This is a genomic window from Rhodococcoides kyotonense (genome assembly GCF_900188125.1).
GTDB classification, from domain to species: Bacteria; Actinomycetota; Actinomycetes; order Mycobacteriales; family Mycobacteriaceae; genus Rhodococcoides; species Rhodococcoides kyotonense.
Genome location: NZ_FZOW01000019.1, coordinates 17,324 through 42,643, shown reverse-complemented (window position 1 = coordinate 42,643; position 25,320 = coordinate 17,324). Strand labels below are relative to the sequence as shown.

The following is a 25,320-nucleotide window of genomic DNA, read 5'->3' as shown; positions in this document are numbered from 1 at the left end:
GCGTGAAGAGCCTATGACAGGATCGCGGCGAGAGTGGTCAGCGCGGTGTCGATCTGTTCTCGCGTGTGTTCACTCGAAACAAAGAACCGAAGGCGCTCCTCGCCGAGTGGCACCGACGGGTAGGTGATCGAATTCGCGTTGATGCCGGAGTGCAGCAACCCGACACCCGCCATGACTGCCTTCTGTGTGTCGCCGACGATGATTGGGAGGATCGGCGTCCCTTCTGCAAGTCCGGTGCGAAATCCCAGCGATTGACACTGCGCGAACGCATACGACGCATTGTCGCGAAGGCGCGCAACACGTTCCGGTTCGGCATCGATGATGTCGAGCGCAGCCAGAGCGGCGGCGATCGATGCCGGTGCCGGCGCGGTGGCGAACATGCTCAGTCCTGGAGCGGAGTACTTGAAGGCACGAATCAGTTCGCGCGATCCTGCGAGGAAACCTCCGACGCTGCCGAGCGCCTTGGACATCGTGCCCATCCAAACATCGACGGCGTCACCGGGAAGGCCGTACAACTCACGGATGCCGTGGCCACGTTCGCCGAGAACACCGAAACTGTGCGCTTCGTCGATCATCACCGCGCAGTCGTACTTGCGTGCCACGTCGATCAGTTGGGGAAGCAGCGCGACGTCGCCGTCCATGCTGTAGTGGCTTTCCAGAATCACCAGCGCTCTCCCGAAGCTGGCTCGCGACATCTTCAGAATCGCCTCCAGCGCGGCGGGATCGTTGTGCCGGAACGTGACTCGTCTACACCCCGCCCATTCGGTGCCGGACACGATGCTGCTGTGTACCAGTGCGTCGCATATCGCGAGATCGCCCTGGCCCAACAGATATCCGACGGCGGCAGCATTGGTCAGGTAGCCGCTCGTCGTGATGACGGCGTCGTCGACGTCGTAGGTGGCGGCGATTCTGGATTCGAACTGCGCGTACAGAGGAATCTGGCCGGACACGATCCGGCTCGCCGACACCGACGTGCCGTACTCGTCGATCGCAGCCTTCGACGCCTCGGCGACTCGCTTGTCCGCGCTGAGGCCGAGGTAGTTGAAGCATCCGAAGTTGATCATGTCGCGGTCGAGTTGGCGGATGGTCGCACCGCTCGTTCCGTCGTGCGGCAGATACAGCGGGTTCGGCAGGTTCAACCCTGCGAACATCTGGTCGACGCCGTCGAACTGGGCCACCGTTGCGACGATGTCCGGGTGATCGAGCAGGCCGCGGCCCACGGGAGCTGCCCCCGTCGGTGGCACGGCCCTGGGTACCGCGGGCGTCACCTCGGCGGAGGCGTCGACCTGCACCGTGGAATAGCCGGTGCGAGCGAGCAATTGACGCGCGATCTCTCGGGAATCTGTGGTCACGACGCACTTCCTACGGATTCGTGTGACTTCGGTGCAGGCATGACATCGACGGCGATGGGAGCAGGTGCAGGGGCTGCTGCAGCGCCTTCTGCTCGGGCGGTGAGCGTCGCAGCCAGCTTGGCGCCGATGGCCGACAGACCGTGCCCGCGGCCGAACTCGAGCACCGACAGTTCCAGCCCGACGGCCTTGCCGACCCGGGCCGCGAACTCGACGGCCATGAGCGAATCCAATCCGAGCTCGGGCAACGGTGTCTGGACGTCGACTGCTTCGGCGTCGATTCCCATCACGAGTGCCAGTTGCTCCGCGAGGACGAACGTCATGACCTCCGCGCGCTGCTCCTCTGGGAGAGCGAGGATCTCGGCTTGCAGAGCCGAGATGCCGGAGCCTCCCGTGCTGGCCGCGGCGATGTGGGCGGCGAAGCGCGGATTGGTCGTCGACGCAGGGTTGGCGACGCCCCACTGTTCCCAATCGATGCCGACGAGCGCGACGTGCGGGATGTCGAGCGTCAGGCATTCGCGGAGATACAGCGTGGCGGCGTCCATGTCGATGTTCCTGAACCCGAGCATCTCCAGGTACCGCACCACTTCCGGCTGCGCCTCCGCCATCCCGCCGCCACTCATCGATCCCCAGCTGACGGTGAACGCGGACTTGCCACGGTTGCGCCGAGACCAGGACAGAGCGTCGAGCACCGAGTTGGCCGCCGAGTACGACACTTGCGGCGCACCGCCGGTAAGGCTGCTCATCGACGAGAACATCACGAAGAGGTCCGGATCGACACCCGCCGCGTCCAGCGCGCGATCGAGGTTGACGGCGCCGGTGACCTTGGGAAGGAACACACTGCGTAACGAGTCGTCGTCGATGTCGTTGACTGCGTGGTTGTTCACGACGCCCGCCGTGTGGAAGACGCCGCGCAGCGGGTGTGTGGTGCCGATGCGATCGATCATCGATGCCACGGCGTCGTAGTCGGCGATGTCGACCAGTTCCTGTGTCACGGAAACACCTGCAGCCGAGAATGATTCGAGGGTCTCTCGCGCGCGGTCCGTCGTCGCACCGCTCCGGCCGACCAGGACGAGGCGACGAGCACCCTCGTCGACGAGCCATCGCGCGATCGCCGACCCGAAGGCGCCGAACCCGCCCGTCACCAGGTACGTCGCGTCGGAATCGATGTCGACGGTCGGAATCCGCGGCCGCACGACCGGCGCGTCCCCGTCGAGGCTGAGAACGACGCGTCCTGTGTGCGACGACCGGACGACGGCGTCGAATGCCTCACCTACGCGATCGAGAGGATAGGTGGTGTACGGAAGGTGCCGGTAGTCACCGTCTTTCATCTTGTCGAGAACCTCACGGGTGACCTGACGCGCCAGCTCCGGTTTGAAGTTGAACATGCGGTCCATGTCCACGGCGTAGAACGACAGGTTCTTGTCGAACGGCTCGAGGTCCATCACACCACCGAAATAGATGTCCGCCTTCCCGATCTCGACGATCCGGGCGAATTCGGCTGCCACGTGCAGGTTCTGGGCCATGATCTCGCCGGGGGAGGAGTTGAACACGACGTCGACGCCTCTGCCGTCGGTGAGCGTCAGGACGTCTTCGGAGTAGTTGAGCGATCGTGAGGCGAGGACGTCGTGCGCGCCGGCCTCACGAGCGATCTCACGACGCTCCTCAGTGCCTGCCGTTCCGATCACCCGCGCGCCGAGCAGTCGCGCGACCTGGACGGCGGCCATGCCCATGCCTCCCGCTGCGCCGTGCACCAGAACCGTGTCGCCCGGCTGCACGCGAGCGAGATGCACCAGCCCGTAATGCGCGCACAGGAACGGCAGAATCGACGAGCACCAACCCGCTTCCCAGCCGTCGGGAATGGCCGTCGTGCCGCCCTCGTCGATGCCGACGGTGACATAACGACGCATCATGTCCCTGGCACACACGCCCATCTGGTCACCGGGTGCCACTTCCGTCACGCCCGGTCCGACGCGGGTGACGACTCCCGCACCTTCGAGGCCGAGTCGCGTTCCGAAGTAGGTGCCCGCGAGTTCCTTGTCGGTCAGGACTCCCATGACCTTGAGCGGATCCTTGTAATTGAGTCCGATGGTCGACATTCTGACTTCGACCTCGCCGGGGCCGGGTGCGCGACGGTCGTTGGCGCGGAAAGCCAGGTCCGACAACAACTTCGACTTCGGTACTTCGACGGCGAACGACTGCTCGGGATTGCGCAGGACCGTCGGCTGGTCGCGAACGGCGAGGTGCTCGTCGAGGTTGCTCTTCAGCGTGATCACCCACCGCGAACCCTGCCGCAACGCGACCTCGTCGACGACGTCGGAGGCGAACGAACCGGACGCGAACGTCTCGGTGACGAGTTCGGACAAGGTGGTCGTCGGTTCGGAGTCGATGAATCGCCACGCCGCCGTCGATTGTTCGTTTCTCAGCGAGCGACGTGCACCGACGAGCCCGGCATGCGCCAGGTCGGCACCGTCCACGTCGCCCGGCATGCAGAAGGCGCGTTGGGTGAGCACGACGGCCGACACCGAAGCGGGATCGACGGCAGGGCCGGTTTCGTCGCCGTAGACGGCGACGTGGACGGCGCGGGCGACCACCAGTAGCGACGCGACCGCGTCGGCAGGCTCGGTGAAGCGACCGGCGACTGCGACGACGGTGACGTGTTCGACGCCATCGCGTGAGAGGCCTTCTCGTAGTGCGGTGACGACGTCGACGTGAGTCGACGTGTCGGCATGCAGAACAACCGATTCCCGTCGCGATGCCGTGATCGCGTCGATCCGGTCCGTCGTCGAGGCCTCGGGCTGACCGAGCACGACGACGAGCGCGAAGTCTCGTGCTTGTTCCGTGACGGTGGTACCGGGATCGCGGTTGTCGCGCAGCTCCCACACCGGTTCGTAGAAGACCGAGGACATCTGCGCGTGGAGACTCTGCGGTGGTGCGATGGGCCGGAATTCGACGCCGTTCAACGTGACCGCGGCGCGTCCTTCCTCGTCGGTGACGGCGATGTCGGCGCGCATCGGGTCGGTGCCGGTGCGTCGTACGACGACGGTCGCACGATCGGGTATGGGGCCGTAGCGTCGAACCGTCTTCATCGCCGCGGGTACGACGGCACCCGTCGCTGCGGTAGGGGCCGCGAGCGTTGCGACTGCCTGCAGAGCGGTGTCGAGGACGGCCGGGTGCACGAGGTGGCCGGAGCCGGACTGCGCGAATGCGTCGATGGACGCGACGACGACGTCCGAGCCGATGCTCGCCGATTCGATGCCCTGGAACGTGGGCCCGTACTGCAGCCCGGCCGCGTGGAGTAGCGGATACAGTGCCTGGCCGGTGACCTCGTGGATCACGTCAGGAGCGTCCGACGCGACGAACGGCGCATCGAACTGACCTTCCACGAGCCGGCCGATCGCGTGAACCGTCCAATTCGACGACGCCGCAGGCCTTGATCTGATGACGAAGCGTCTCGTGCTGTCTTCGACGGAGACCTGCAGCACGGGTACGTCGTGCTTGTCGACGACGAGGGGTGCGACGAACTCGACGTGTTCGAGACCGACCTCGGTTCGTCCCGAGCGCACCGCGGCGGCGCTGAGTGCAGCATCGAGATACGCGGTACCGGGAAGCAACACGATGCCGTCGACCACATGGTCGTGCAGCCACGGGAACTGGGATATCGCGAGTTCGGCGTGCCATTCGCTGGCCGCCGCGGCGGTGCGGTCGCCGAGCATCGGGTAGACGGTCGACGACCCGAAACGGTCTGCGACGGACGCGTCGTCCTCGCTCCACACGCGGGTGCGCTGCCAGGGGTACGCAGGCAGCGCGACGTGCGGAGATGCGACGGCGTCGCCGGGGGAGTAGATGTGTCCCTCGAACGTGCCCGCTGCGTACAGGCTCGACAGCGTCGCCGCCAGGCTCTCGGCGTCGTTCTGCTTGCGGACGAGAGTGGGGATCGACGTCCCGGGATCGCCGGTGCGGATGAGGATCTCGCGAATGTTGCCGGACAGCACGGGGTGCGGCCCGACTTCGAGGAACAACCGGCGACCCTGCGCGATCAGTGCGGTCATGGTGTCGGCGAAGCGGACCGGCTTGCGGACGTTGTCGCACCAGTACGCTGCATCCCAGCCGGCCCCGGTGACCTGCTCCGCGGTGACGGTCGAGAAGAGCGTGAGCTCGGGTGTCCGTGGATCCAACGACGCGAGCGCCGACGACACCTCGCCGAGAATCGGATCCATCAGGTGGCTGTGGTACGGCACCTCGACCTGTAGTCGCTTCGCGAAGATACCTGCGTCCGTGAGGGATTCGGCCAACGTGGTGAGATGGTCGACGTCACCTGCGAGGGTGACCGCAGTGGGGCTGTTGACGGCCGCGACGGATACATGGGAGCGCATGTCGTCGCCCGCCTCGGCGATGCGGGCCAGGGCGTCGGCCTCCGACAGCCCGACGGCCAGCATCGATCCACTGCCGGCCGTGGTGGCTTGGAGGCGCGCGCGGTGGCAGCTGACGAGGAGAGCGTCGTGCAGGCTCAGTGCACCGCTGACATAGGCAGCGCTGACCTCACCGACACTGTGGCCGACGACGGTGTCGGGTTCGATGCCCCGGGCCCGTAGCTCGGCGACGAGTGCCACCTGCACGAGAAAGTTCGCGGGCTGCGCGACCTCGGTGTCGGTGACACGTGACGACTCCTCGTCGCGCGTCAGTTCCTCGATGATGGACCACCCGGCGATCTCGGTGAATGCATCGTCGACAACGCGTGCTTCGTGCGCGAACACTCCACCCTCGTTCAGGAGGTCGCGAGCCATGCCCCACCACTGCGGGCCCATGCCGCTGAAGACGAAGACCGGTGCGCCTGCGCCGTCGATCGTATGCGCGGATTGACCGGTGCCCGAGGCGAACTCGCGTAGGCCGCTCAGAAGATCGGAGGCGCCGGTGAAGCTCAGCGACGCCCGCAACGGGTGATGTGCTCGACGCGTCCATGCGGCCGATGCGAACGCGGTCGCGACGTCGTCCGCGGTCTCGGGGACCGCCGAGTCGAGCAACGACTCCAAGCGGTCCGCGAGGGTCGACGCGACCTCACGCAGCGCGGCGTCGGTACGCGCGGACAACGGGAAGATGCGGGGGCGTGGTGTGGACCGGGGGACCGCTGCCGACGCGGGTGCGTCGTGCATGATGACGTGCGCGTTGGTGCCGCCGTAGCCGAAACCGTTGATGGCGACGACGGGGCGATCGTAGGTGTTCGGGAACGGCTCGGCGTCCACCGGAATGCGAATCTGCAGTTCCTCGAACGGAATCGCCGGGTTCAGTGTGTCGAGCCACGCCTGCGGAACGATGGTGCGGTGATGGATCGACAGTGCGCTCTTGATGACGCTCGCGATGCCCGCGGCCGCTTCGGTATGCCCGATCGACGCTTTGATCGATCCGACGACGAGCGGTGTCGTTCGCCCGGCGACGGAGCCGTACGCCCCGCCGAGTGCCTCGATCTCGAGCGGATCGCCGACGGCGGTACCCGTGCCGTGCGCTTCGACGTACCCGACCTGGCTGGGGTCGATTCCGGCTTCGGCGCACACTCGCTCGGCGAGGCTGCGCTGCGAGACGGGGTTGGGTACCGGAATGGCGATGGTTCGACCGTCCTGGTTGACGCCGGAGCCGCGGATGACCGAGTAGATGCGGTCGCCGTCACGTAGCGCGTCGGCGAGCGGTCTCAGCAGCACCATGCCTGCACCCTCGCCGCGACCGTAACCGTCGGCGGTGGCGTCGAACGACTTGGACCGGCCATCGAACGCCAGGAAGCGGCCCTTGCACATCGAGACGAACGTTTCCGGCCTGATCATCGTGTTCACGCCGCCCACCAGGGCCATCTCGCATTCACCGCGATCGAGAGCGCGGACGGCTTCGTGCATCGCGACGAGCGACGACGAGCACGCAGTATCGATCGTCATCGACGGGCCGACCAGGTCCAATGCGTAAGAGATACGGTTCGACAACAGAGTGTGCGACGAGCTGGTGGCACTGTGAGCATTGATGTACGGCCGAACCGAAGGCGAACCACGAAGTCCGGCAGAGTCGTTGGTGAAACCGCCGACGTACACGCCGATGGGTGAGCCGGTGACGCGGCCTGCATGCCCTGCATCGTCGAGAGCTTCCCAGGCGACCTCGAGCAGGAGTCGCTGCTGGGGGTCGGTGACGGATGCCTCGCGTGGCGATATGCCGAAGAACTCCGGATCGAACTCCCACAGCGACTGCGTCAGGAACCCGCCGCGACGGGTGTACATCCGCCCGGGTGCGTCCGGGTCCGGGTCGTAGAACCTGTCGGCATTCCAGCGGTCGGCCGGAATATCGACGATGCCGTCGCCCTTCGCGAGCATGAACTCCCAGAAACTCTGCCCGTCGTGAACCCCGCCCGGGAACCGGCACCCGATACCGACAAGAGCGATCTCGACCATGAATCTCCCCCGATTACTAGTCCGACTACCCACCAGAGGTGTGAGTTCGGTATCCCCCCGAAACGCCTCGTGCGCGCCGGGAACCCCCTGCGCGTGAGGAGAATACAACCAGACTCCGACACGAACCGCCATAGGAAAGTCGGAGCGTGCACCGATGTCTCGATATCCGTTGACAAGGTACAGATTTCAACTGTCCCCGATGTTCGGGGAGTGGTGGAATGCGGGATGGTGCTGCGAAACATGGTGCAGTGCACTGTATTTCGCTGGTCACAGGGATGCGTTGTCGCGCAACGAATTCCGACATTCCTGGCTGGTCGAGCGGCTTCGGGTGGCCTAGGGTGGCGCCCGGGGTGACCGAGGGCTTCCTTCGGGGTGACCGAGGGCGTCCTTCGGTAACTCCAAGTGACCGGATGGGGCATTCGCTCTGGATGTGTGGGCCGCCCTGGGTGACCGCCGGGTGGCCCTCGGGGTGACCGAGGGCGTCCTTCGGTAACTACAAGTGACCGGATGGGGCATTCGCTCCGGATGTGCGGGCCGCCTGGGTGACCGCCGGGTGACCCTCGGGGTGATCGAGGGCGTCCTTTGGTCACTTCAAGTGACCGGATGAGGCATTCGGTCCCTAATCCCGGGTCCCTGAGCCCGGTCCCTGAGGCCCGGTCCGTAAGCCCAGACCCGCCCGGCCCCGCCCGGGACGCCGTCGGTTCGACGTCCGGAGCGCGAACCGACCGGTGCCGATGTTCGTGTGCGGATCAGGTGGGCTCGGCTATCGGTGGGTAAACGGTTTGCCGTCCCTCTTGACGCACGCGCGCGCAGGGGTCACTCTTGTCCTCGAAAGCACCCCGCAGCGATCGGGAGGACCGATCTCGCAGACCCGCGACACGCCGCTCTCGAGCGCCACGCAGGTTTCCATCTCGGGTGCTACTTTTGATGCCCCTGTTGCGCTCTGCGCCGATGTGGGGTACCTTTGGACGTTGCGCTGGCTGCCTCCTGTCCACCTCTCGATTGCTGTGTCTGCGAAGTGAAAGCTTCGAAGAGATTGCGGTGGGGATTCGGTCTGGTTGTGACCAGCGAATTCGCCCCACATATAGCAAGCAGATACAGCGGCGGTCGCACTGCACGAGCGGCCCGCGTGAGGTGCTGGAAGGACGCATCTTGGCAGTCTCTAGCCAGACCAAGGCAGTTGTCGGAACACCGGGAGCCCCGAGGAGGGTTTCGTTCGCGAATATTCGCGAACCGTTGGAGGTACCCGGTCTCCTCGATGTACAGACAGACTCTTTCGAATGGCTGGTAGGCGCGCAGAGCTGGCGCGACCGTGCCGCCGCGCGCGGTGACGGTGAGGTCTCCGGTGGTCTCGAGGACATCCTGACGGAACTTTCTCCGATCGAGGATTTCTCGGGCTCCATGTCCCTGTCTTTCTCCGACCCACGGTTCGACGAGGTCAAGGCCTCGCAGGACGAGTGCAAGGACAAGGACATGACGTACGCAGCTCCGCTGTTCGTCACCGCCGAGTTCATCAACAACAACACCGGTGAGATCAAGAGCCAGACGGTGTTCATGGGCGATTTCCCCATGATGACCGACAAGGGCACGTTCATCATCAACGGCACCGAGCGTGTCGTCGTCTCGCAGCTCGTTCGTTCGCCCGGCGTCTACTTCGACCACACGGTCGACAAGACGACGGAGAAGGACCTGCACAGCGTCAAGGTCATTCCCGGCCGTGGTGCATGGCTCGAGTTCGACGTCGACAAGCGCGACACCGTCGGTGTTCGTATCGACCGTAAGCGTCGCCAGCCCGTCACGGTGCTGCTGAAGGCTCTCGGCTGGACCACCGAGCAGATCACGGAGCGCTTCGGCTTCTCCGAGATCCTGATGGCCACGCTCGAGAAGGACAACACTGCCGGTACCGACGAGGCACTCCTCGACATCTACCGCAAGCTGCGTCCGGGCGAGCCGCCCACGAAGGAGAGCGCACAGACGCTCCTGGAGAACCTGTTCTTCAAGGACAAGCGCTACGACCTCGCTCGCGTGGGCCGTTACAAGATCAACAAGAAGCTCGGACTCAACTCCGGCCAGCCGATCGTGGCGTCGACCCTCACCGAGGAAGACATTGTCGCGACCATCGAGTACCTCGTGCGTCTGCACGCAGGTGAGACCTCGATGACGGCTCCCGGTGGCGTCGAGGTTCCCGTCGAGGTCGACGACATCGACCACTTCGGAAACCGTCGTCTGCGTACCGTCGGCGAGCTGATCCAGAACCAGATCCGCGTGGGCCTGTCCCGCATGGAGCGCGTCGTGCGCGAGCGTATGACCACTCAGGACGTCGAGGCGATCACGCCGCAGACCCTGATCAACATCCGCCCCGTCGTCGCTGCGATCAAGGAGTTCTTCGGAACGTCCCAGCTGTCGCAGTTCATGGACCAGAACAACCCGCTGTCGGGCCTGACGCACAAGCGTCGTCTGTCGGCTCTCGGCCCCGGTGGTCTGTCACGTGAGCGCGCCGGCCTCGAGGTTCGTGACGTTCACCCGTCGCACTACGGCCGCATGTGCCCCATCGAGACCCCTGAAGGCCCGAACATCGGCCTGATCGGTTCGCTGTCGGTGTATGCGCGGGTCAACCCGTTCGGCTTCATCGAGACGCCGTACCGCAAGGTCGTCGACGGCCAGGTCACCGACGAGGTCGATTACCTCACGGCCGACGAAGAGGATCGCCACACGCTCGCGCAGGCGAACTCGCTCGTCGACAACGAGGGTCGCTTCATCGAGGACAAGATTCTCGTCCGTCGTAAGGGTGGAGAGGTCGAGTTCGTCTCGTCCGCCGACATCGACTACATGGACGTGTCGCCTCGCCAGATGGTGTCGGTCGCTACCGCGATGATTCCGTTCCTCGAGCACGACGACGCCAACCGTGCCCTCATGGGCGCGAACATGCAGCGTCAGGCCGTCCCGCTGGTGCGAAGCGAGTCGCCGATCGTCGGTACCGGCATGGAACTGCGTGCCGCTGTCGATGCCGGTGACGTCGTCATCACCGAGAAGACCGGTGTCGTCGAAGAGGTCTCCGCCGACTACGTCACGGTCATGGCCGACGACGGATCGCGCAAGACCTACCGCATGCGTAAGTTCGCGCGCTCCAACCAGGGCACGTGCGCCAACCAGCGTCCGATCGTGGACGAGGGTCAGCGCGTCGAGTCCGGTCAGGTCCTCGCCGACGGCCCGTGCACCGAGAACGGTGAGATGGCGCTCGGCAAGAACCTGCTGCTCGCGATCATGCCGTGGGAAGGCCACAACTACGAGGACGCGATCATCCTGTCGCAGCGCCTCGTGGAAGAGGACGTTCTCACCTCGATCCACATCGAGGAGCACGAGATCGATGCCCGCGACACCAAGCTCGGTGCCGAGGAAATCACTCGCGACATCCCGAACGTCTCCGACGAGGTCCTCGCGGACCTGGACGAGCGCGGCATCATCCGTATCGGTGCCGAGGTTCGTGACGGCGACGTGCTGGTCGGAAAGGTCACGCCGAAGGGCGAGACCGAGCTGACCCCGGAAGAGCGCCTGCTGCGCGCGATCTTCGGTGAGAAGGCACGCGAGGTTCGCGACACGTCGCTCAAGGTTCCTCACGGCGAGAGCGGAAAGGTCATCGGCATTCGCGTGTTCTCGCGCGAGGACGACGACGATCTGCCTCCCGGCGTCAACGAGCTCGTTCGTGTGTACGTCGCGCAGAAGCGCAAGATCCAGGACGGCGACAAGCTCGCAGGCCGCCACGGAAACAAGGGCGTCATCGGCAAGATCCTCCCGCAGGAGGACATGCCGTTCCTGCCCGACGGCACCCCGATCGACATCATCCTGAACACGCACGGTGTTCCGCGTCGTATGAACATCGGCCAGGTCCTGGAGACCCACCTCGGGTGGATCGGCAAGACCGGCTGGAACGTTCAGATCGCAGCGGACGGCACCAAGCCGGATTGGGCCGATCGTCTGCCGGAGGAGATGTTGGCGGCACCTGCCGACAGCAACATCGCCACTCCGGTGTTCGACGGCGCCAAGGAGCACCAGCTCGCCGGCCTGCTGGAGAGCACCATCCCCAACCGCGACGGCGAGCAGATGGTCGGACCCGACGGAAAGGCCACGTTGTTCGACGGCCGCTCCGGCGAGCCGTTCCCGTACCCGGTGTCGGTGGGCTACATGTACATCATCAAGCTGCACCACTTGGTCGACGACAAGATCCACGCTCGTTCGACCGGGCCGTACTCGATGATCACGCAGCAGCCCCTCGGTGGTAAGGCTCAGTTCGGTGGTCAGCGCTTCGGTGAGATGGAGTGCTGGGCCATGCAGGCGTACGGCGCTGCCTACACGCTGCAGGAGCTCCTCACCATCAAGTCGGACGACGTGGTCGGCCGCGTGAAGGTGTACGAGGCCATCGTCAAGGGCGAGAACATCCCCGAGCCCGGCATTCCCGAGTCCTTCAAGGTTCTCCTCAAGGAGCTCCAGTCGCTGTGCCTCAACGTGGAGGTGCTGTCCTCGGACGGCGCAGCCATCACGATGGCCGACGGTGACGACGAAGACCTCGAGCGTGCAGCAGCCAACCTGGGAATCAACCTTTCCAGGAACGAAGCTGCGACGGTCGACGACCTCGCCCAGTAGTTCTTCGGTCCCCGGGCCTGCAGTGATGCAGGCCCGGGGGCGATAGTTCTTGTTTTCGATTCGGCACAACACCCATCACGGGGAAAGGAAGTTACGTGCTCGACGTCAACTTCTTCGATGAACTCCGCATTGGCCTCGCCACTGCAGACGACATCCGTCAGTGGTCCTACGGCGAGGTCAAGAAGCCGGAGACCATCAACTACCGCACGCTCAAGCCCGAGAAGGACGGCCTCTTCTGCGAGAAGATCTTCGGCCCCACTCGGGACTGGGAGTGCTACTGCGGTAAGTACAAGCGCGTCCGCTTCAAGGGCATCATCTGCGAACGCTGTGGTGTCGAGGTCACTCGCGCCAAGGTTCGTCGTGAGCGCATGGGCCACATCGAACTGGCTGCGCCCGTCACGCACATCTGGTACTTCAAGGGCGTCCCGTCGCGCCTCGGCTACCTGCTCGACCTGGCTCCGAAGGATCTCGAGAAGATCATCTACTTCGCTGCCTACGTCATCACCACGGTCGACGACGAACTCCGTCACAACGAGCTCTCGACGCTCGAGGCCGAGATGGAGGTCGAGAAGAAGGCCGTCGCAGATCAGCGTGACGCCGATCTGGAGGCTCGCGCGCAGAAGCTCGAAGCCGACATCGCCGAGCTCGAGGCGGAGGGCGCGAAGTCCGATGTCCGTCGCAAGGTCAAGGACGGCGGCGAGCGCGAGATGCGTCAGCTCCGTGACCGCGCGCAGCGTGAGCTGGATCGTCTCGAGGAGATCTGGAACACCTTCACCAAGCTGGCTCCGAAGCAGCTCATCGTCGACGAGCTCATCTACCGCGAGCTCATCGACCGCTACGGCGAGTACTTCACCGGTGCCATGGGCGCCGAGTCGATCCAGAAGCTCATGCAGACCTTCGACGTCGACGCCGAAGCAGAGATCCTGCGCGAGACCATCCGTAGTGGCAAGGGCCAGAAGAAGCTTCGCGCGCTGAAGCGTCTCAAGGTCGTCGCCGCGTTCCAGGCCGGCCGCAACTCGCCGATGGGCATGGTCCTCGACGCCGTTCCGGTCATCCCGCCGGAGCTTCGTCCGATGGTTCAGCTCGACGGTGGACGTTTCGCGACGTCCGACCTCAATGATCTGTACCGCCGCGTCATCAACCGCAACAACCGCCTCAAGCGACTGATCGACCTCGGTGCTCCCGAGATCATCGTCAACAACGAGAAGCGGATGCTGCAGGAGTCGGTCGACGCCCTGTTCGACAACGGCCGTCGTGGACGTCCGGTCACCGGGCCGGGTAACCGTCCGCTGAAGTCGCTGTCCGACTTGCTCAAGGGCAAGCAGGGGCGTTTCCGTCAGAACCTCCTCGGCAAGCGCGTCGACTACTCGGGCCGTTCGGTCATCGTCGTCGGCCCGCAGCTGAAGCTGCACCAGTGTGGTCTGCCGAAGCTGATGGCTCTCGAGCTGTTCAAGCCGTTCGTGATGAAGCGTCTGGTCGATCTGAACCACGCGCAGAACATCAAGTCGGCCAAGCGCATGGTCGAGCGTCAGCGTCCGCAGGTGTGGGACGTCCTCGAAGAGGTCATCGGCGAGCACCCCGTGCTGCTGAACCGTGCACCTACCCTGCACCGGTTGGGCATCCAGGCGTTCGAGCCGCAGCTCGTCGAGGGCAAGGCCATCCAGCTGCACCCGCTCGTGTGTGAGGCGTTCAACGCCGACTTCGACGGTGACCAGATGGCTGTCCACCTCCCGCTGTCCGCCGAGGCACAGGCCGAGGCACGCGTGCTGATGCTGTCGTCGAACAACATCCTCTCGCCTGCATCGGGCCGTCCGCTCGCCATGCCGCGTCTGGACATGGTCACCGGTCTGTTCCACCTGACGCGCCTCGATCCGGGTGCCAAGGGTGAGCGTGCCGACGCCACCAACGACGAAGCCGAGTTCGGTGCGTACTCGTCGCCGGCCGAGGCTCAGATGGCCGTGGATCGTGGCGCACTCACCGTGCAGTCGCAGATCCGTGTGCGGTTGACCGCACAGCGTCCTCCGCGCGACATCGAGGCAGAGCTGTTCCCGAACGGCTGGAACCGTGGCGACGGCTGGACCGCCGAGACCACCCTCGGACGCGTTCTCTTCAACGAGCTGCTCCCGGCGGACTACCCGTTCGTCAACGAGCAGATGCCGAAGAAGCGTCAGGCAACGATCATCAACGATCTCGCCGAGCGCTACCCGATGATCGTCGTCGCACAGACCGTCGACAAGCTCAAGGACGCAGGCTTCTACTGGGCCACGCGTTCGGGCGTCACCATCTCGATCTCCGACGTGCTCGTGCCGCCGGAGAAGCCGCAGATCATGGAGACGTTCGAGGCTCAGGCCGATCAGATCGAGAAGAAGTACCAGCGTGGTGCTCTCGACAAGGTCGAGCGCAACTCGGCTCTCGTCAAGATCTGGCAGGACGCGACCGAGCAGGTCGGTAAGGCCATGGAGGCGCACTTCCCCGACGACAACCCGATCCCGATGATCGTGAAGTCCGGCGCAGCCGGAAACATGACTCAGGTTCGGTCGCTCGCCGGCATGAAGGGTCTGGTGACCAACCCGAAGGGTGAGTTCATCCCGCGTCCGATCAAGTCTTCCTTCAAGGAAGGCCTGACGGTCCTCGAGTACTTCATCAACACGCACGGTGCTCGTAAGGGTCTGGCCGACACGGCGCTTCGTACCGCCGACTCGGGCTACCTGACGCGTCGTCTCGTCGACGTGTCGCAGGACGTCATCGTTCGCGAGGTCGACTGTGGCACCGAGCGCGGCATCAACACGACCATCGCCGAGAAGCTCGCCGACGGCACGATGATCCGTGACGCTCACGTCGAGACCAGCACCTACGCTCGTACGCTGGCCGCCGACGCAGTGGACGAGGGCGGCAACGTCATCGTCTCGCGTGGACACGACCTGGGCGACCCTGCCATCGACGCACTGCTCGAAGCAGGAATCACACAGGTCAAGGTCCGTTCGGTGCTCACCTGCACCACCGGCACCGGCGTCTGCGCAACCTGCTACGGCCGTTCGATGGCTACCGGCAAGCTCGTCGACATCGGCGAGGCCGTCGGTATCGTCGCCGCACAGTCGATCGGTGAGCCCGGTACCCAGCTGACCATGCGTACCTTCCACCAGGGTGGTGTCGCCGGAGATGACATCACCGGTGGTCTGCCTCGTGTGCAGGAGCTGTTCGAGGCACGTGTGCCGAAGGGCAAGGCTCCCATCGCGGACGTGTCGGGACGCATCCAGCTCGAGGACGGCGATCGTTTCTACAAGATCACCATCGTCCCGGACGACGGCGGCGAAGAGGTTGTCTACGACAAGCTCTCGAAGCGTCAGCGTCTGCGTGTCTTCAAGCACGACGACGGCACCGAGCGCCTTCTGGCGGACGGTGACCACGTCGAGGTCGGCCAGCAGCTCATGGAAGGTGCTGCCGATCCGCACGAGGTTCTGCGCGTGATGGGTCCTCGCCAGGTTCAGATCCACCTGGTGAACGAGGTCCAGGAGGTGTACCGGTCGCAGGGTGTGTCGATTCACGACAAGCACATCGAGACGATCGTGCGCCAGATGCTCCGTCGCGTCACGATCATCGACTCCGGCTCCACCGAGTTCCTGCCCGGTTCCTTGACCGAGCGCAGCGAATTCGAGGCGTCGAACCGTCGCGTCGTGTCCGAAGGTGGCGAGCCCGCAGCCGGACGTCCGGTCCTGATGGGCATCACCAAGGCATCGCTGGCAACCGATTCGTGGCTGTCGGCAGCGTCCTTCCAGGAGACCACTCGTGTGCTCACCGATGCGGCCATCAACACCCGCAGCGACAAGCTCATCGGTCTCAAGGAGAACGTGATCATCGGTAAGCTGATCCCCGCTGGTACCGGTATCAACCGTTACCGCAACATCACGGTTCAGCCGACCGAAGAGGCACGTGCCGCGGCGTACGCGGTGCCGTCGTACGACGATCAGTACTACAGCCCGGACGGCTTCGGCCAGAACACCGGTGCTGCAGTGCCGCTCGACGACTACGGTTTCTCGAACGAGTACAGATAAAGCCCACGTGAGTGGAAATGTATAGCGCTCAAGGGTCGTTCCGCAGGCTCCACTCCTGTCCGCTATACATTTCCACTCACGACCGAAAGCCCCGCATCCTTCTGGGATGCGGGGCTTTTCGCGTCAGGAGTGGTGACAGACCGCCTCGAGATCGATGCCGTTGAGGTCTCGGACGAAGGCGCCATAATACTCCGCGTGGTACTCCGGCTGCAGGCCGGGCGGACGGAGTTCGACGGCCCCGGCGGACACAGCTGCCGCGTGGAAGGCGTCGACCTCGTCGTGGCTCCCGGCGGTGAATGCGAGGTGCGTGTGCGGGCCGATCCGTGAGCCCGGTGCGTCGACGATCCAGAAGAACGGCTTCCGGTCTGCCCAGCCGAACGCGATCATGGTGAGCTGATCGGGCCCCGGGGGTACACGCATGATCTCGGTGATACCGAGCGGTGCGAGTGCCGCACGGTAGAAGTCGGCGCTGGCATCCAGATCTGCGACGCCGATGTTGAGGTGGTCGATCTGAGATCCCGAATGGTCTGGTGTGGTCATGGAGCCATAGTGCCGTCGATTGCGGACAACTACGGCCCTTCGTGATCGGTTCATGTGTAAGTCTCTTCGATGACGGCTCACGTTGACCGCGTCGGGAGACCCTCGAACGATGGTGAGACGAGGAAACGACATAGCCATCGGCTCGGACATCTCCCTCCGTGGGGGATCGACGCGCCGGCAATTCCTGACGTGGAGTGCGCTGGTCGGCGCGTTGGCGTTCACGCCTGCACTGAACCCGGCCAGCGCATCGGCGCAGTCGGTGGTGCCACCCGACTATCCGTTCCGGTTGGGCGTCGCGTCGGGCGATCCGCTTCCCGACTCGGTGGTGCTGTGGACGCGACTGGCAACGAATCCCTTTGCGCCGCTGGGTGGTATGACTCCAGGTGTGGTTCCGGTGCAGTGGCAGATTGCGGCCGACGACCGATTCGCGCGCATCATCACGCAAGGCGTCGAGCTTGCAACGGAATTCGACGGTTGGTCCGTTCATGTCGATGTCAAAGGCCTCGAGCCCGGGCGCGAATATTTCTATCGTTTCCTTGTCGGACCCCATGCCAGCACAGTCGGACGCACGAAAACCGCTCCAGCACTTGGTCAACCGCTCAGCAGGCTGGACTTCGCCTGGGCATCGTGCCAGAAGTGGGAAGACGGATTCTTCGACGCGTACAAGGACCTGGCGTCGTCGAATCTCGATGTCGTGTTCTTCCTCGGTGACTACATCTACGAGTACGCGATCAAGGACGAGGGTGCTCGCGCTGGACAGCCCAGAACTGAGTCTGCGGCGCGAGAAACCATGCAGATCAACGACTATCGTGATCGATACGCGATGTACAAGGCCGATGAGAACTTGGCCGCTGCACACGCGTCGGCGCCGTTCGTCACGACGTTCGACGACCACGAAGTCGACAACAACTGGGCATCGCAGATCAGTCAGGACGACGACGACCCAACACAATTTCTTCTCCGAAGAGCGGACGCGTTCAAGGCCTGGTGGGAGAACACCCCTGTGCGCGCGAACCTCCGTCCGAACGGGCCGGACATGAAGGTCTACCGTCGGTTCAGCTTCGGCGATCTCGTCGACTTCTCCGTCCTGGACACCCGCCAGTATCGCAGTGATCAGGCGAACGGCGACACGGAGCACGCCCAGAACGCCGAGACCGCAGACCCGTCGCGCACCATCACGGGCGCCGAGCAGGAGCAATGGATCCTCGACGGGTTCTCCTCGCCGTCGAAGTGGAAATTCCTTGCGCACCAGACGGTCATCTCGGATCTCGCACGGGGGCTGGATGCGGACAGGAAGGTGGGCATGGATCCGTGGAGCGGCTACGAAGCGTCGCGTCACCGCATCCTGGACGGAGCCAAGGATCGCGGCACTACGAACGTGGCGTCGATCGTCGGCGACATCCACCGAACGATCGTGTCCGAGCTACGGCGTGACTACCAGGATCAGGTCTCACCGGTCGTCGGAGTCGAGATCGCGACGACGTCGATCGCGTCGGGCAAGGATGGTGCCGACGTGGACACGACAGGTGCCGCCATCGCGAACGGGTCGCCGCACGTGAAATTCGGCAATGCGCGACGCGGCTACCTGCGTGGAACGTTGACTCCGAGTGAATGGCGTTCGGAGGCAAGGGTTCTCGACGCGGTATCGACGCCGGGGCACCCCGTCCGCACCGCAGCGACCGTCACAGTTCCCGATGGCAGGCCCGAAATCCAGTTGGACTAGCGCCCGTCGGCGATCATGCGGGCGACGTTGCGCTCGGCCAATGCGGTGATGGTCAGTGACGGGTTGGCGGCGCCCGTGCTGCCGGGGATCAGGGCGCCGTCGACGACGTACAACCCGTCGTGACCCTTGACGCGCCCGTAGGAGTCGGTGACGTCACCGAGCACAGCACCGCCGAGCGGATGCGCGGTGAAGGTGTCGTCGACGTCGCGGGTGAACGGCTCCGCGGATACGACGGTTCCGCCGGCGTCGGCCATCCGATTCTGCACTGCGCGAAGGGCTTCCACGGTATCGCGGCTGCCTCCCTGCGGCCAGGACAGCGACATCGAATCGGTTGCGGCGTTGTACGAGAAGTTCGCGCGCAGTGGGTCGATCGTCATACCGAGCGAGCCGAGGAACCCGAGATCCCACGGAACGCCTGGGACGTACCAGTTCTCGACGGTCAGGGGGAGCCCGGACTCGTCGACGATGCGCGACGCACACGGCACACCCTGCGGGCCGCCGTTCGCGGGACCGAGTGACCGAGTCATCGACGCATCGCCGTTGGTTCCGAAGCCGCGACCGACGAATTCGTTCAAATTGCCCAGCGCGCCGGTCGCCTGCGCACGCAGCAGCAGTTCGGTGGTGCCGATGGACCCTGCGCCCAGGACCAGCTTGTCGCACGTCAACGTCCGAGTCTCGACGACGTTGCCCTCGGGGTCGACGCGTCGGACCTCGACGCGGTAGCGACCACCGGATTCGGTGCCGATCGCGGCGACCTCGTGGCTGTGCGCAACCAGTGCGTTGCCGGTGCCCTCGGCTTGCGGGATGTAGTTCTGCGTCAGGTCATGCTTGGCGCCGTTGCTGTTGCCGAACGTGCTGGCGCCGACGGTCGCCGACGGACGCGACCGTCCGGACATCTCGTCGCGCAGGACGTTCCAGTTCCAGTTGCCGTCGACGGCTTCGGGCGAGAAGCCTGCGCGTCGGGCATGGTCGTCCCACGTGCGTGAATGTGCGAAGTTCGGACTGTTGTAGATATCGGCGGGGATGGTCGACGGCAGCAGCATCGAGCGTGCCTTGGGGTACCAGGTGGCGGCCATCTCGTCGTACGACAGGCGGCCGCCGAAGGACATGTCGAAGAAGCGCTTGTCGGGGGCGATGGTGACGCCGGTGTAGACGATGGATCCGCCACCGACGGCAGCGCCGCGCCACACCGACAGATTCTCGAAGCGCGTCGTGTCGAGGACGCCACCGAAGTGGTCGACGGGCCCGACTGGCAGACCGGTGATGTTGGTGAACGACCCCTGACGCCACAGACCGCGGCCGTCGGCCGTCATGTCCGCGGTGAAGATCTCGCGCCACGGGTCGCGAGGCCAGCGGAGACCGCGCTCGAGAACGGTGACCTGACGGCCTGCCTGAGCGAGCCGCAGCGCTGCTGCACTTGCTCCGAAGCCCGATCCGACGACGATGACGGACGAGTGGTCCGGCGGACGAGGCGGGTCGGCGAACACCTCGGGAACGAGGTTGCGGATCGAACCGATGCCGATGGGGATCGCTCCCGCGCGCGACGCCGAAACCAGAGGCGGCGCGGCCAACCCGACCAGTCCCGCTGCTGCCAGTTGAAGCAGTTGCCTGCGTTTCACTTCGATTCGTCCCCTGCACTCGTCCCCGACCCGACGGACATTCTTCCCTAAGTGGGGGACAAAAAGCGACCACAGGTTCGGAAACACCGCCCTCCGCAGGTCATGGGTGCTTCGGCAACTCCTGCACCGCCCACTTGTTGCCGTCGGGGTCGGCGAAGAACACGAACTTCCCCCAGCCCATGTCGACGACGGGGTCGATCTCGAGCCCTGCCGCGACGAGGTGATTGCGTGCCTTCTCGGCGTCGTCGACTACCACCTGCATGCCTTCGACGCTGCCCGGTGTCGCCTTGGTGATGCCTTCGCCGATCGCGATGGAACACGCCGACCCGGGCGGTGTCAGCTGCACGAAGCGGATTCCGTCCATCGGGCGCTCGTCGTAGTCGGCGTTGAATCCGATGCTGGTGTAGAAATTCTTGGCCCGGTCCACGTCGGTTACGGGAATCATGATGAGTTCGATCTTGATGTCCATGGCGTTCTCCCTCGATCGGTTCGTTGTCGAGGTTCAGTCTGATCCGAATCGAGGACACATTCGGTCCGCTTCACGAAAATTCGATAGGCGCTGCGCGCACGTGCATGGAAATACATAGCCTGCTATGTATTTCCATGCACGTAGGGGCGAGAAATATGCCCGACGCGTCCCTGGTTGGGAGTGGTGTGCTTCCGTCCATTCTCGATCGCTCCCGAACCCGCGAGGGATTCGCCGACGCAGATGCCCTGACCGCGACGATCGACCGTGCCATCCACGCAGAACGGCTCGGCTTCCACCGATTCTGGGTCGCGGAGCATCACGGTGTTCCCGGTATCGCGAGTGGGGCGCCGCCGGTGCTGCTTGCTGCGATCGGGGCTCGCACGTCACGGATCCGGCTCGGGTCGGGCGGCGTCATGTTGCCCAATCATCAGCCGTTCGTGGTCGCCGAGCAGTTCGCGATGCTCGAAGCCCTCTATCCCGGGCGCGTCGATGCGGGCCTCGGCCGGTCGCTCGGGTTCACCGAACCCGTCCGCGCAGCCCTCCGTTCCGGTGCCGCGGACACTTTCGCCGACGACCTGACAGAGCTGCGCGGTTACCTGGCCGGCACCGGTCCGGTCACGGTGAGGCCTGCGGTGCCGCCGCCGCCGATCTACGTTCTCGCGACGGGGCAGGGACTGAAGGTCGCGGCCGAGGCCGGGCTGCCCGTCGTCGTCGGCGGCCCTATCCTGCAGGGGGACGGCACGGCACTGGATGCATATCGGCGTCATTTCCGTCCGACCGAGGACAATCCGGCGCCGACGGTCATCGTGTCTCTGGACATCACCATTGCCGACACTGCAGAGAAAGCCCGCGAACTGGTCCTGTCCGAGGCATGGGCCTTGGCGCAGTCACGACGAACCGGCGAATTTCCGCCCCTGACGAAACCGTCGAACATCGATCTCGACGCGGCCCCGGCGCGCATGCGAGACCGCGTCGAAAAGTCTCTATCGGCGGGACTGCACGGCACGCCGGATATGGTTGCGACACAACTCGATCGACTGATCGAGAGAACCGGCGCCGACGAGATCCTCGCCTCCACGTCGACCTACGACCGACAAGCGCTGTACGACGCGGATGCCGCCCTCATGACGCTTTTTCAGGCCTCGCTGTCGAGCTGAGCCATCTGGGCTTCTGCGTATCGGGCTCCGGACACCGCGTCGGCGGGTACAGCCTTCTCGATGCGGGACACTTCTTGGGGCGACAGGGAGACATTCAGCGCCGCAAGCGTTTCGGACAAGCGTGCGACGGTCCGCGCTCCGATCACCGGAACGATGTCGTCGCCCCGGCTGAGTATCCACGCAATGGCGAGCTGTGCAACGGACACCCCGCGCTCGTCGGCCAGCGTCGCGAGCACCTCCACCAGCGCGCGGTTACGCTGCAGATTCTCACCCTGAAAGCGCGGGCTGTGCGCGCGGAAATCGTCTGCAGCCAAAGGCTTCTCGCTGCGGAAGGTATCACTGAGCAACCCGCGTGACAGAACGCCGTACGCCGTGATTCCGACGCCGAGTTCCCGAGCCGTCGGCAGAATGTCCGCCTCGATACCGCGAGACACCAAGGCATATTCGATCTGCAGGTCGCTGATGGGATGTACCGCCGCGGCGCGGCGTAGTGTCGCGCTGCCTATTTCGGACAAACCGATATGCCGCACGTATCCGGCGTCGACCATGTCCTTGATGGCGCCGACGGTGTCCTCGATCGGCACGTTCGGATCCAAGCGCGCGGGCCGGTAGATGTCGACATGGTCGACGCCGAGGCGCTGCAACGAATAGCCGAGTGCGCTCTTCAATCCTTCCGGGCGACCGTCGAATCCGAGCCAGCTGCCGTCGGGACCGCGCAGCGCGCCGAACTTGACCGACAACGTGACATCGTCGCGGTTCCGTTCCTTCAGCGCACGCCCGATCAGCATCTCGTTGTGGCCGGCTCCATAGAAGTCGCCTGTATCTATCAGGTCGACGCCCGCGTCGATGGCGGCATGAATCGTGCGAATCGATTCCGCTTCATCCGATGCGCCGTACGCGCCGGACATGCCCATGGCGCCGAGGCCGATGCGCGAGACGGTGGGTCCACTTTTTCCGAGTCGTGTCGTGTTCATGCGGTCCACAGTTCTCCGAAAGTCGTCCGCGCGGCAGAGAGCGCTTGTCGTGGGACTGCCGATCCCTGGCTGGGCCCGTCCGAGAAGAGCACACTGAACCACGTGGAACGAGACCAACTCGCAGACTTCCTTCGCCGACGCCGTGAACTGCTGACGCCCGCCGACGTCGGTGTCGCGCCCGGGGTACGGCGGCGGACACCCGGGTTACGACGCGACGAGGTAGCTCTGCTGGCGGGGATGTCCACCGACTACTACACGCGGCTCGAGCAGGGGCGTGGTCCGCACCCGTCGACACAGATTCTGGGGTCGCTCGCCCGGGCACTGCGATTCGACGACGACGAGCGCGACCACCTCTACATTCTCGCCGGTCAGGCGCCTCCGACACGGGTCGGCGGGGACAAACACGTCGGGCCCGGTCTGATGCATCTACTGACCAAGCTCGACGACACCCCGGCGTTGGTGGTGACCGACCTCGGCGAGATTCTCGCCTACAACGCCATGTTCGACGCGTTGTCCGGTGGCGTGCCGGACTACACGGGCTTGGATCGATTCGTGGTCTGGAGGTTCTTCATGGATCCGACGGCCCGGCGGGGCTTCGTCGAGGACGACTGGGATGCCATGGCGCACAAGCATGTTGCCGATCTGCGTGCGGTGTCCGCGCGTCGGTCCGGTGAGGCGGAGATCGTGAACCTCGTGCAGCGGTTACGTGCGGAGAGCGAGGAATTCGAGAAGGTCTGGAGCGAGCATCGAGTCGCGTTCAAGGCGTCGGCGGTCAAGCGATTCGTGCATCCGGACGTCGGCGTCGTCGCGGTGCACTGCGAAACCCTCGCGACGCAGAAGGAAGGCCAGCACCTCATGGTCTACTCGCCGCTCCCCGGAACCGATGCCCGCGAGAAGTTCGAACTGCTCAGGGTCATCGGCACGCAGGCATTCAGCTAGTCGACGACTGCTCGTTCCTCCTGCCTCGCACCCACAGCGGAGCGGTGACGAACCAGATCGCCGTGATGATGCCGATGGGTTGCACGACGTCCTTCAGGGCTGCGGCCTGCTCGTCGTCGGCGACGGTTGCTGCGAGGCCGAACGTGATGACGAGTGCGATCGCCGCTGCGCCGAGCCATTTCACGAAACTTCTTATCTCGCGACTGTATGCGGCGGGACCCTGCTTCGGTGGCTTGATCGGAGCAGGCCCGCCGGCGAATCGGTGCGCGAAGCGGACGTCGAGCCAGGTGACGGTGGAATGGGCGAACATGATCGTCCATCCGAGGTAGATGCCTGCCAGACGGTGCGCGAAGCCGACCTCGCCACCTCGATGCAGGTCGAGTGCGACCGCGACGATCAACACGATGTCGAGCACCGGTAGGAGTGCGAGTACGAACGTGCTGGTCCGCCGTAGTCGGGCGAGGTATCGCAGGGCCAATCCGCCCAGCACGATCACCCAGAAACCGACCTCGCACACCGCAATCGTGATCAGTACGGGATTTCCCGGATCCAGTTCCTGTCCGTCCGCAAGCAACAGTTCCCCCTTCGCGCATGTGCCGTCAGGTCCGAAGAGCAAGGATGCCGCACATGTTCCGTCGGCACCAGTTCTTCGCATGCGCGCTACTGTGAAGAACCAGGACAAATCAGTCGCAGGAGAGGTGCTCGACATGGCAGGCAAGAAGCTCGACCGCGTTCATGCTCAGTCCGCGCTGGAGACGGTGCGTGAGAGCCCTGGCATTGCTTTGATCGCCGCAGCACCCGCGCTGGTGATCTTCGCGCTGGTCTGGTGGCTCGCCGGTTTCGGCACCGCGCTGTTGCTGCTCATCGCGCTCGGCGTCGTCGGTTTCGTCGTGGCCAAGCTGAAGAGCTGACCTACCTCGGCACGTGGAAGTTCGTCAGCTCCCCGGTGCCGCGGCCGAGTTCCGACCACGGTGTGTCGAAGGTGATGACCGCGATCGCCGACGTCGGGAATTTGCGGCCGATCTCGATCGCGGCCTGCGATCCGGTGGCTTCGCCCAATTCCAGTGCAGTGAACGGTATTCCAGGAGCATGCCCGACGACCAAGAGCGTCGACACCGCGTCGTCGGTCAGCGCGATCTCGTCGATGATTTCCTCCGGTGACGCCCCGTACAGGCGTTCCTCGTAGGTCACCGGTGCGTCGATCTTCGTGGCCGTGAGGGTCTCGCGTGTGCGTGTCGCCGTCGAGCACAGCACTGCGTCGACCGTGCCGATGTGCTCGGTGATCCACTGCCCGGCCAGCCCGGCTTCACGTTGTCCCCGCTCGGCGAGCGGCCGATCGTGATCCGGGGTGCCCTCGGGGTATCCGGATTTGCCGTGCCGCATCAGGACGATCGTTTTTGTCATGGTTCATAACGTATCTGCGTTCTCC

At 64.7% G+C, this 25,320-nt stretch carries 14 protein-coding genes; 6 read left to right on the top strand and 8 right to left on the bottom strand.

Annotation, left to right across the window (positions count from 1 at the left end):
* Nucleotides 1–11: 11 nt before the first annotated feature.
* Complete coding sequence (locus CHB96_RS24480) at nucleotides 12–1,352, bottom strand: aminotransferase class I/II-fold pyridoxal phosphate-dependent enzyme (protein WP_089251227.1); 1,341 nt, start codon at nucleotides 1,350–1,352, stop codon at nucleotides 12–14.
* Nucleotides 1,349–7,777 carry a type I polyketide synthase gene (locus CHB96_RS24475; protein WP_089251225.1) on the bottom strand — a complete coding sequence of 2,143 codons (6,429 nt, stop codon included), beginning with the start codon at nucleotides 7,775–7,777 and terminating at the stop codon, nucleotides 1,349–1,351. The genes CHB96_RS24480 and CHB96_RS24475 overlap by 4 nt, the downstream gene beginning before the upstream one ends.
* Before the next feature lie 1,134 nt (nucleotides 7,778–8,911).
* Between CHB96_RS24475 and rpoB the strand changes: the two genes are divergently transcribed.
* Together rpoB and CHB96_RS24465 are read left to right on the top strand one after the other, a co-directional pair.
* Nucleotides 8,912–12,418, top strand: coding sequence for a DNA-directed RNA polymerase subunit beta (gene rpoB, locus CHB96_RS24470; RefSeq protein ID WP_089251223.1), 3,507 nt, complete (start codon nucleotides 8,912–8,914; stop codon nucleotides 12,416–12,418).
* Between the two features lie 95 nt (nucleotides 12,419–12,513).
* Nucleotides 12,514–16,470 (top strand): DNA-directed RNA polymerase subunit beta', encoded by a 3,957-nt coding sequence (locus tag CHB96_RS24465; protein WP_089251221.1) that lies wholly within the window; start codon nucleotides 12,514–12,516, stop codon nucleotides 16,468–16,470.
* A gap of 123 nt (nucleotides 16,471–16,593) precedes the next feature.
* Here the strand turns inward: CHB96_RS24465 and CHB96_RS24460 are convergent, their stop codons facing one another.
* The gene (locus CHB96_RS24460; protein WP_089251219.1) at nucleotides 16,594–17,010 is read right to left on the bottom strand and encodes a VOC family protein; all 417 of its coding nucleotides are present in this window, start codon (nucleotides 17,008–17,010) and stop codon (nucleotides 16,594–16,596) included.
* Nucleotides 17,011–17,119: 109 nt separating this feature from the next.
* Here CHB96_RS24460 and CHB96_RS24455 point away from each other — a divergent pair, with 109 nt between their 5' ends.
* The gene (locus CHB96_RS24455) at nucleotides 17,120–18,733 is read left to right on the top strand and encodes an alkaline phosphatase D family protein (protein WP_089251217.1); all 1,614 of its coding nucleotides are present in this window, start codon (nucleotides 17,120–17,122) and stop codon (nucleotides 18,731–18,733) included.
* Here the strand turns inward: CHB96_RS24455 and CHB96_RS24450 are convergent.
* Together CHB96_RS24450 and CHB96_RS24445 are read right to left on the bottom strand one after the other, a co-directional pair.
* Entirely contained in the window at nucleotides 18,730–20,352 is a 1,623-nt protein-coding gene (locus CHB96_RS24450; protein WP_089251215.1) for a GMC oxidoreductase, read from the bottom strand. The two genes, CHB96_RS24455 and CHB96_RS24450, sit on opposite strands and share 4 nt — an antisense overlap.
* Before the next feature lie 100 nt (nucleotides 20,353–20,452).
* A complete protein-coding gene (locus CHB96_RS24445) occupies nucleotides 20,453–20,821 on the bottom strand; it encodes a VOC family protein (RefSeq protein ID WP_089251213.1) in 369 nt (122 codons plus the stop codon).
* 155 nt (nucleotides 20,822–20,976) lie between these two features.
* Here CHB96_RS24445 and CHB96_RS24440 point away from each other — a divergent pair, with 155 nt between their 5' ends.
* Complete coding sequence (locus CHB96_RS24440) at nucleotides 20,977–21,978, top strand: MsnO8 family LLM class oxidoreductase (RefSeq protein ID WP_089251211.1); 1,002 nt, start codon at nucleotides 20,977–20,979, stop codon at nucleotides 21,976–21,978.
* Here the strand turns inward: CHB96_RS24440 and CHB96_RS24435 are convergent.
* A complete protein-coding gene (locus CHB96_RS24435) occupies nucleotides 21,957–22,952 on the bottom strand; it encodes an aldo/keto reductase (protein WP_089251209.1) in 996 nt (331 codons plus the stop codon). The genes CHB96_RS24440 and CHB96_RS24435 overlap by 22 nt on opposite strands.
* Before the next feature lie 102 nt (nucleotides 22,953–23,054).
* On the opposite strand from CHB96_RS24435, the gene CHB96_RS24430 reads away from it, so the two are divergent.
* Complete coding sequence (locus CHB96_RS24430) at nucleotides 23,055–23,891, top strand: helix-turn-helix transcriptional regulator (protein ID WP_089251207.1); 837 nt, start codon at nucleotides 23,055–23,057, stop codon at nucleotides 23,889–23,891.
* Here the strand turns inward: CHB96_RS24430 and CHB96_RS24425 are convergent.
* Complete coding sequence (locus CHB96_RS24425) at nucleotides 23,884–24,546, bottom strand: hypothetical protein (RefSeq protein ID WP_245866133.1); 663 nt, start codon at nucleotides 24,544–24,546, stop codon at nucleotides 23,884–23,886. The genes CHB96_RS24430 and CHB96_RS24425 overlap by 8 nt on opposite strands.
* A gap of 52 nt (nucleotides 24,547–24,598) precedes the next feature.
* On the opposite strand from CHB96_RS24425, the gene CHB96_RS24420 reads away from it, so the two are divergent.
* A complete protein-coding gene (locus CHB96_RS24420) occupies nucleotides 24,599–24,802 on the top strand; it encodes a hypothetical protein (RefSeq protein WP_089251323.1) in 204 nt (67 codons plus the stop codon).
* Nucleotide 24,803: 1 nt separating this feature from the next.
* Here CHB96_RS24420 and CHB96_RS24415 read toward each other — a convergent pair whose 3' ends face one another.
* Nucleotides 24,804–25,295 carry a SixA phosphatase family protein gene (locus CHB96_RS24415; RefSeq protein WP_089251205.1) on the bottom strand — a complete coding sequence of 164 codons (492 nt, stop codon included), beginning with the start codon at nucleotides 25,293–25,295 and terminating at the stop codon, nucleotides 24,804–24,806.
* Nucleotides 25,296–25,320 lie beyond the last annotated feature (25 nt).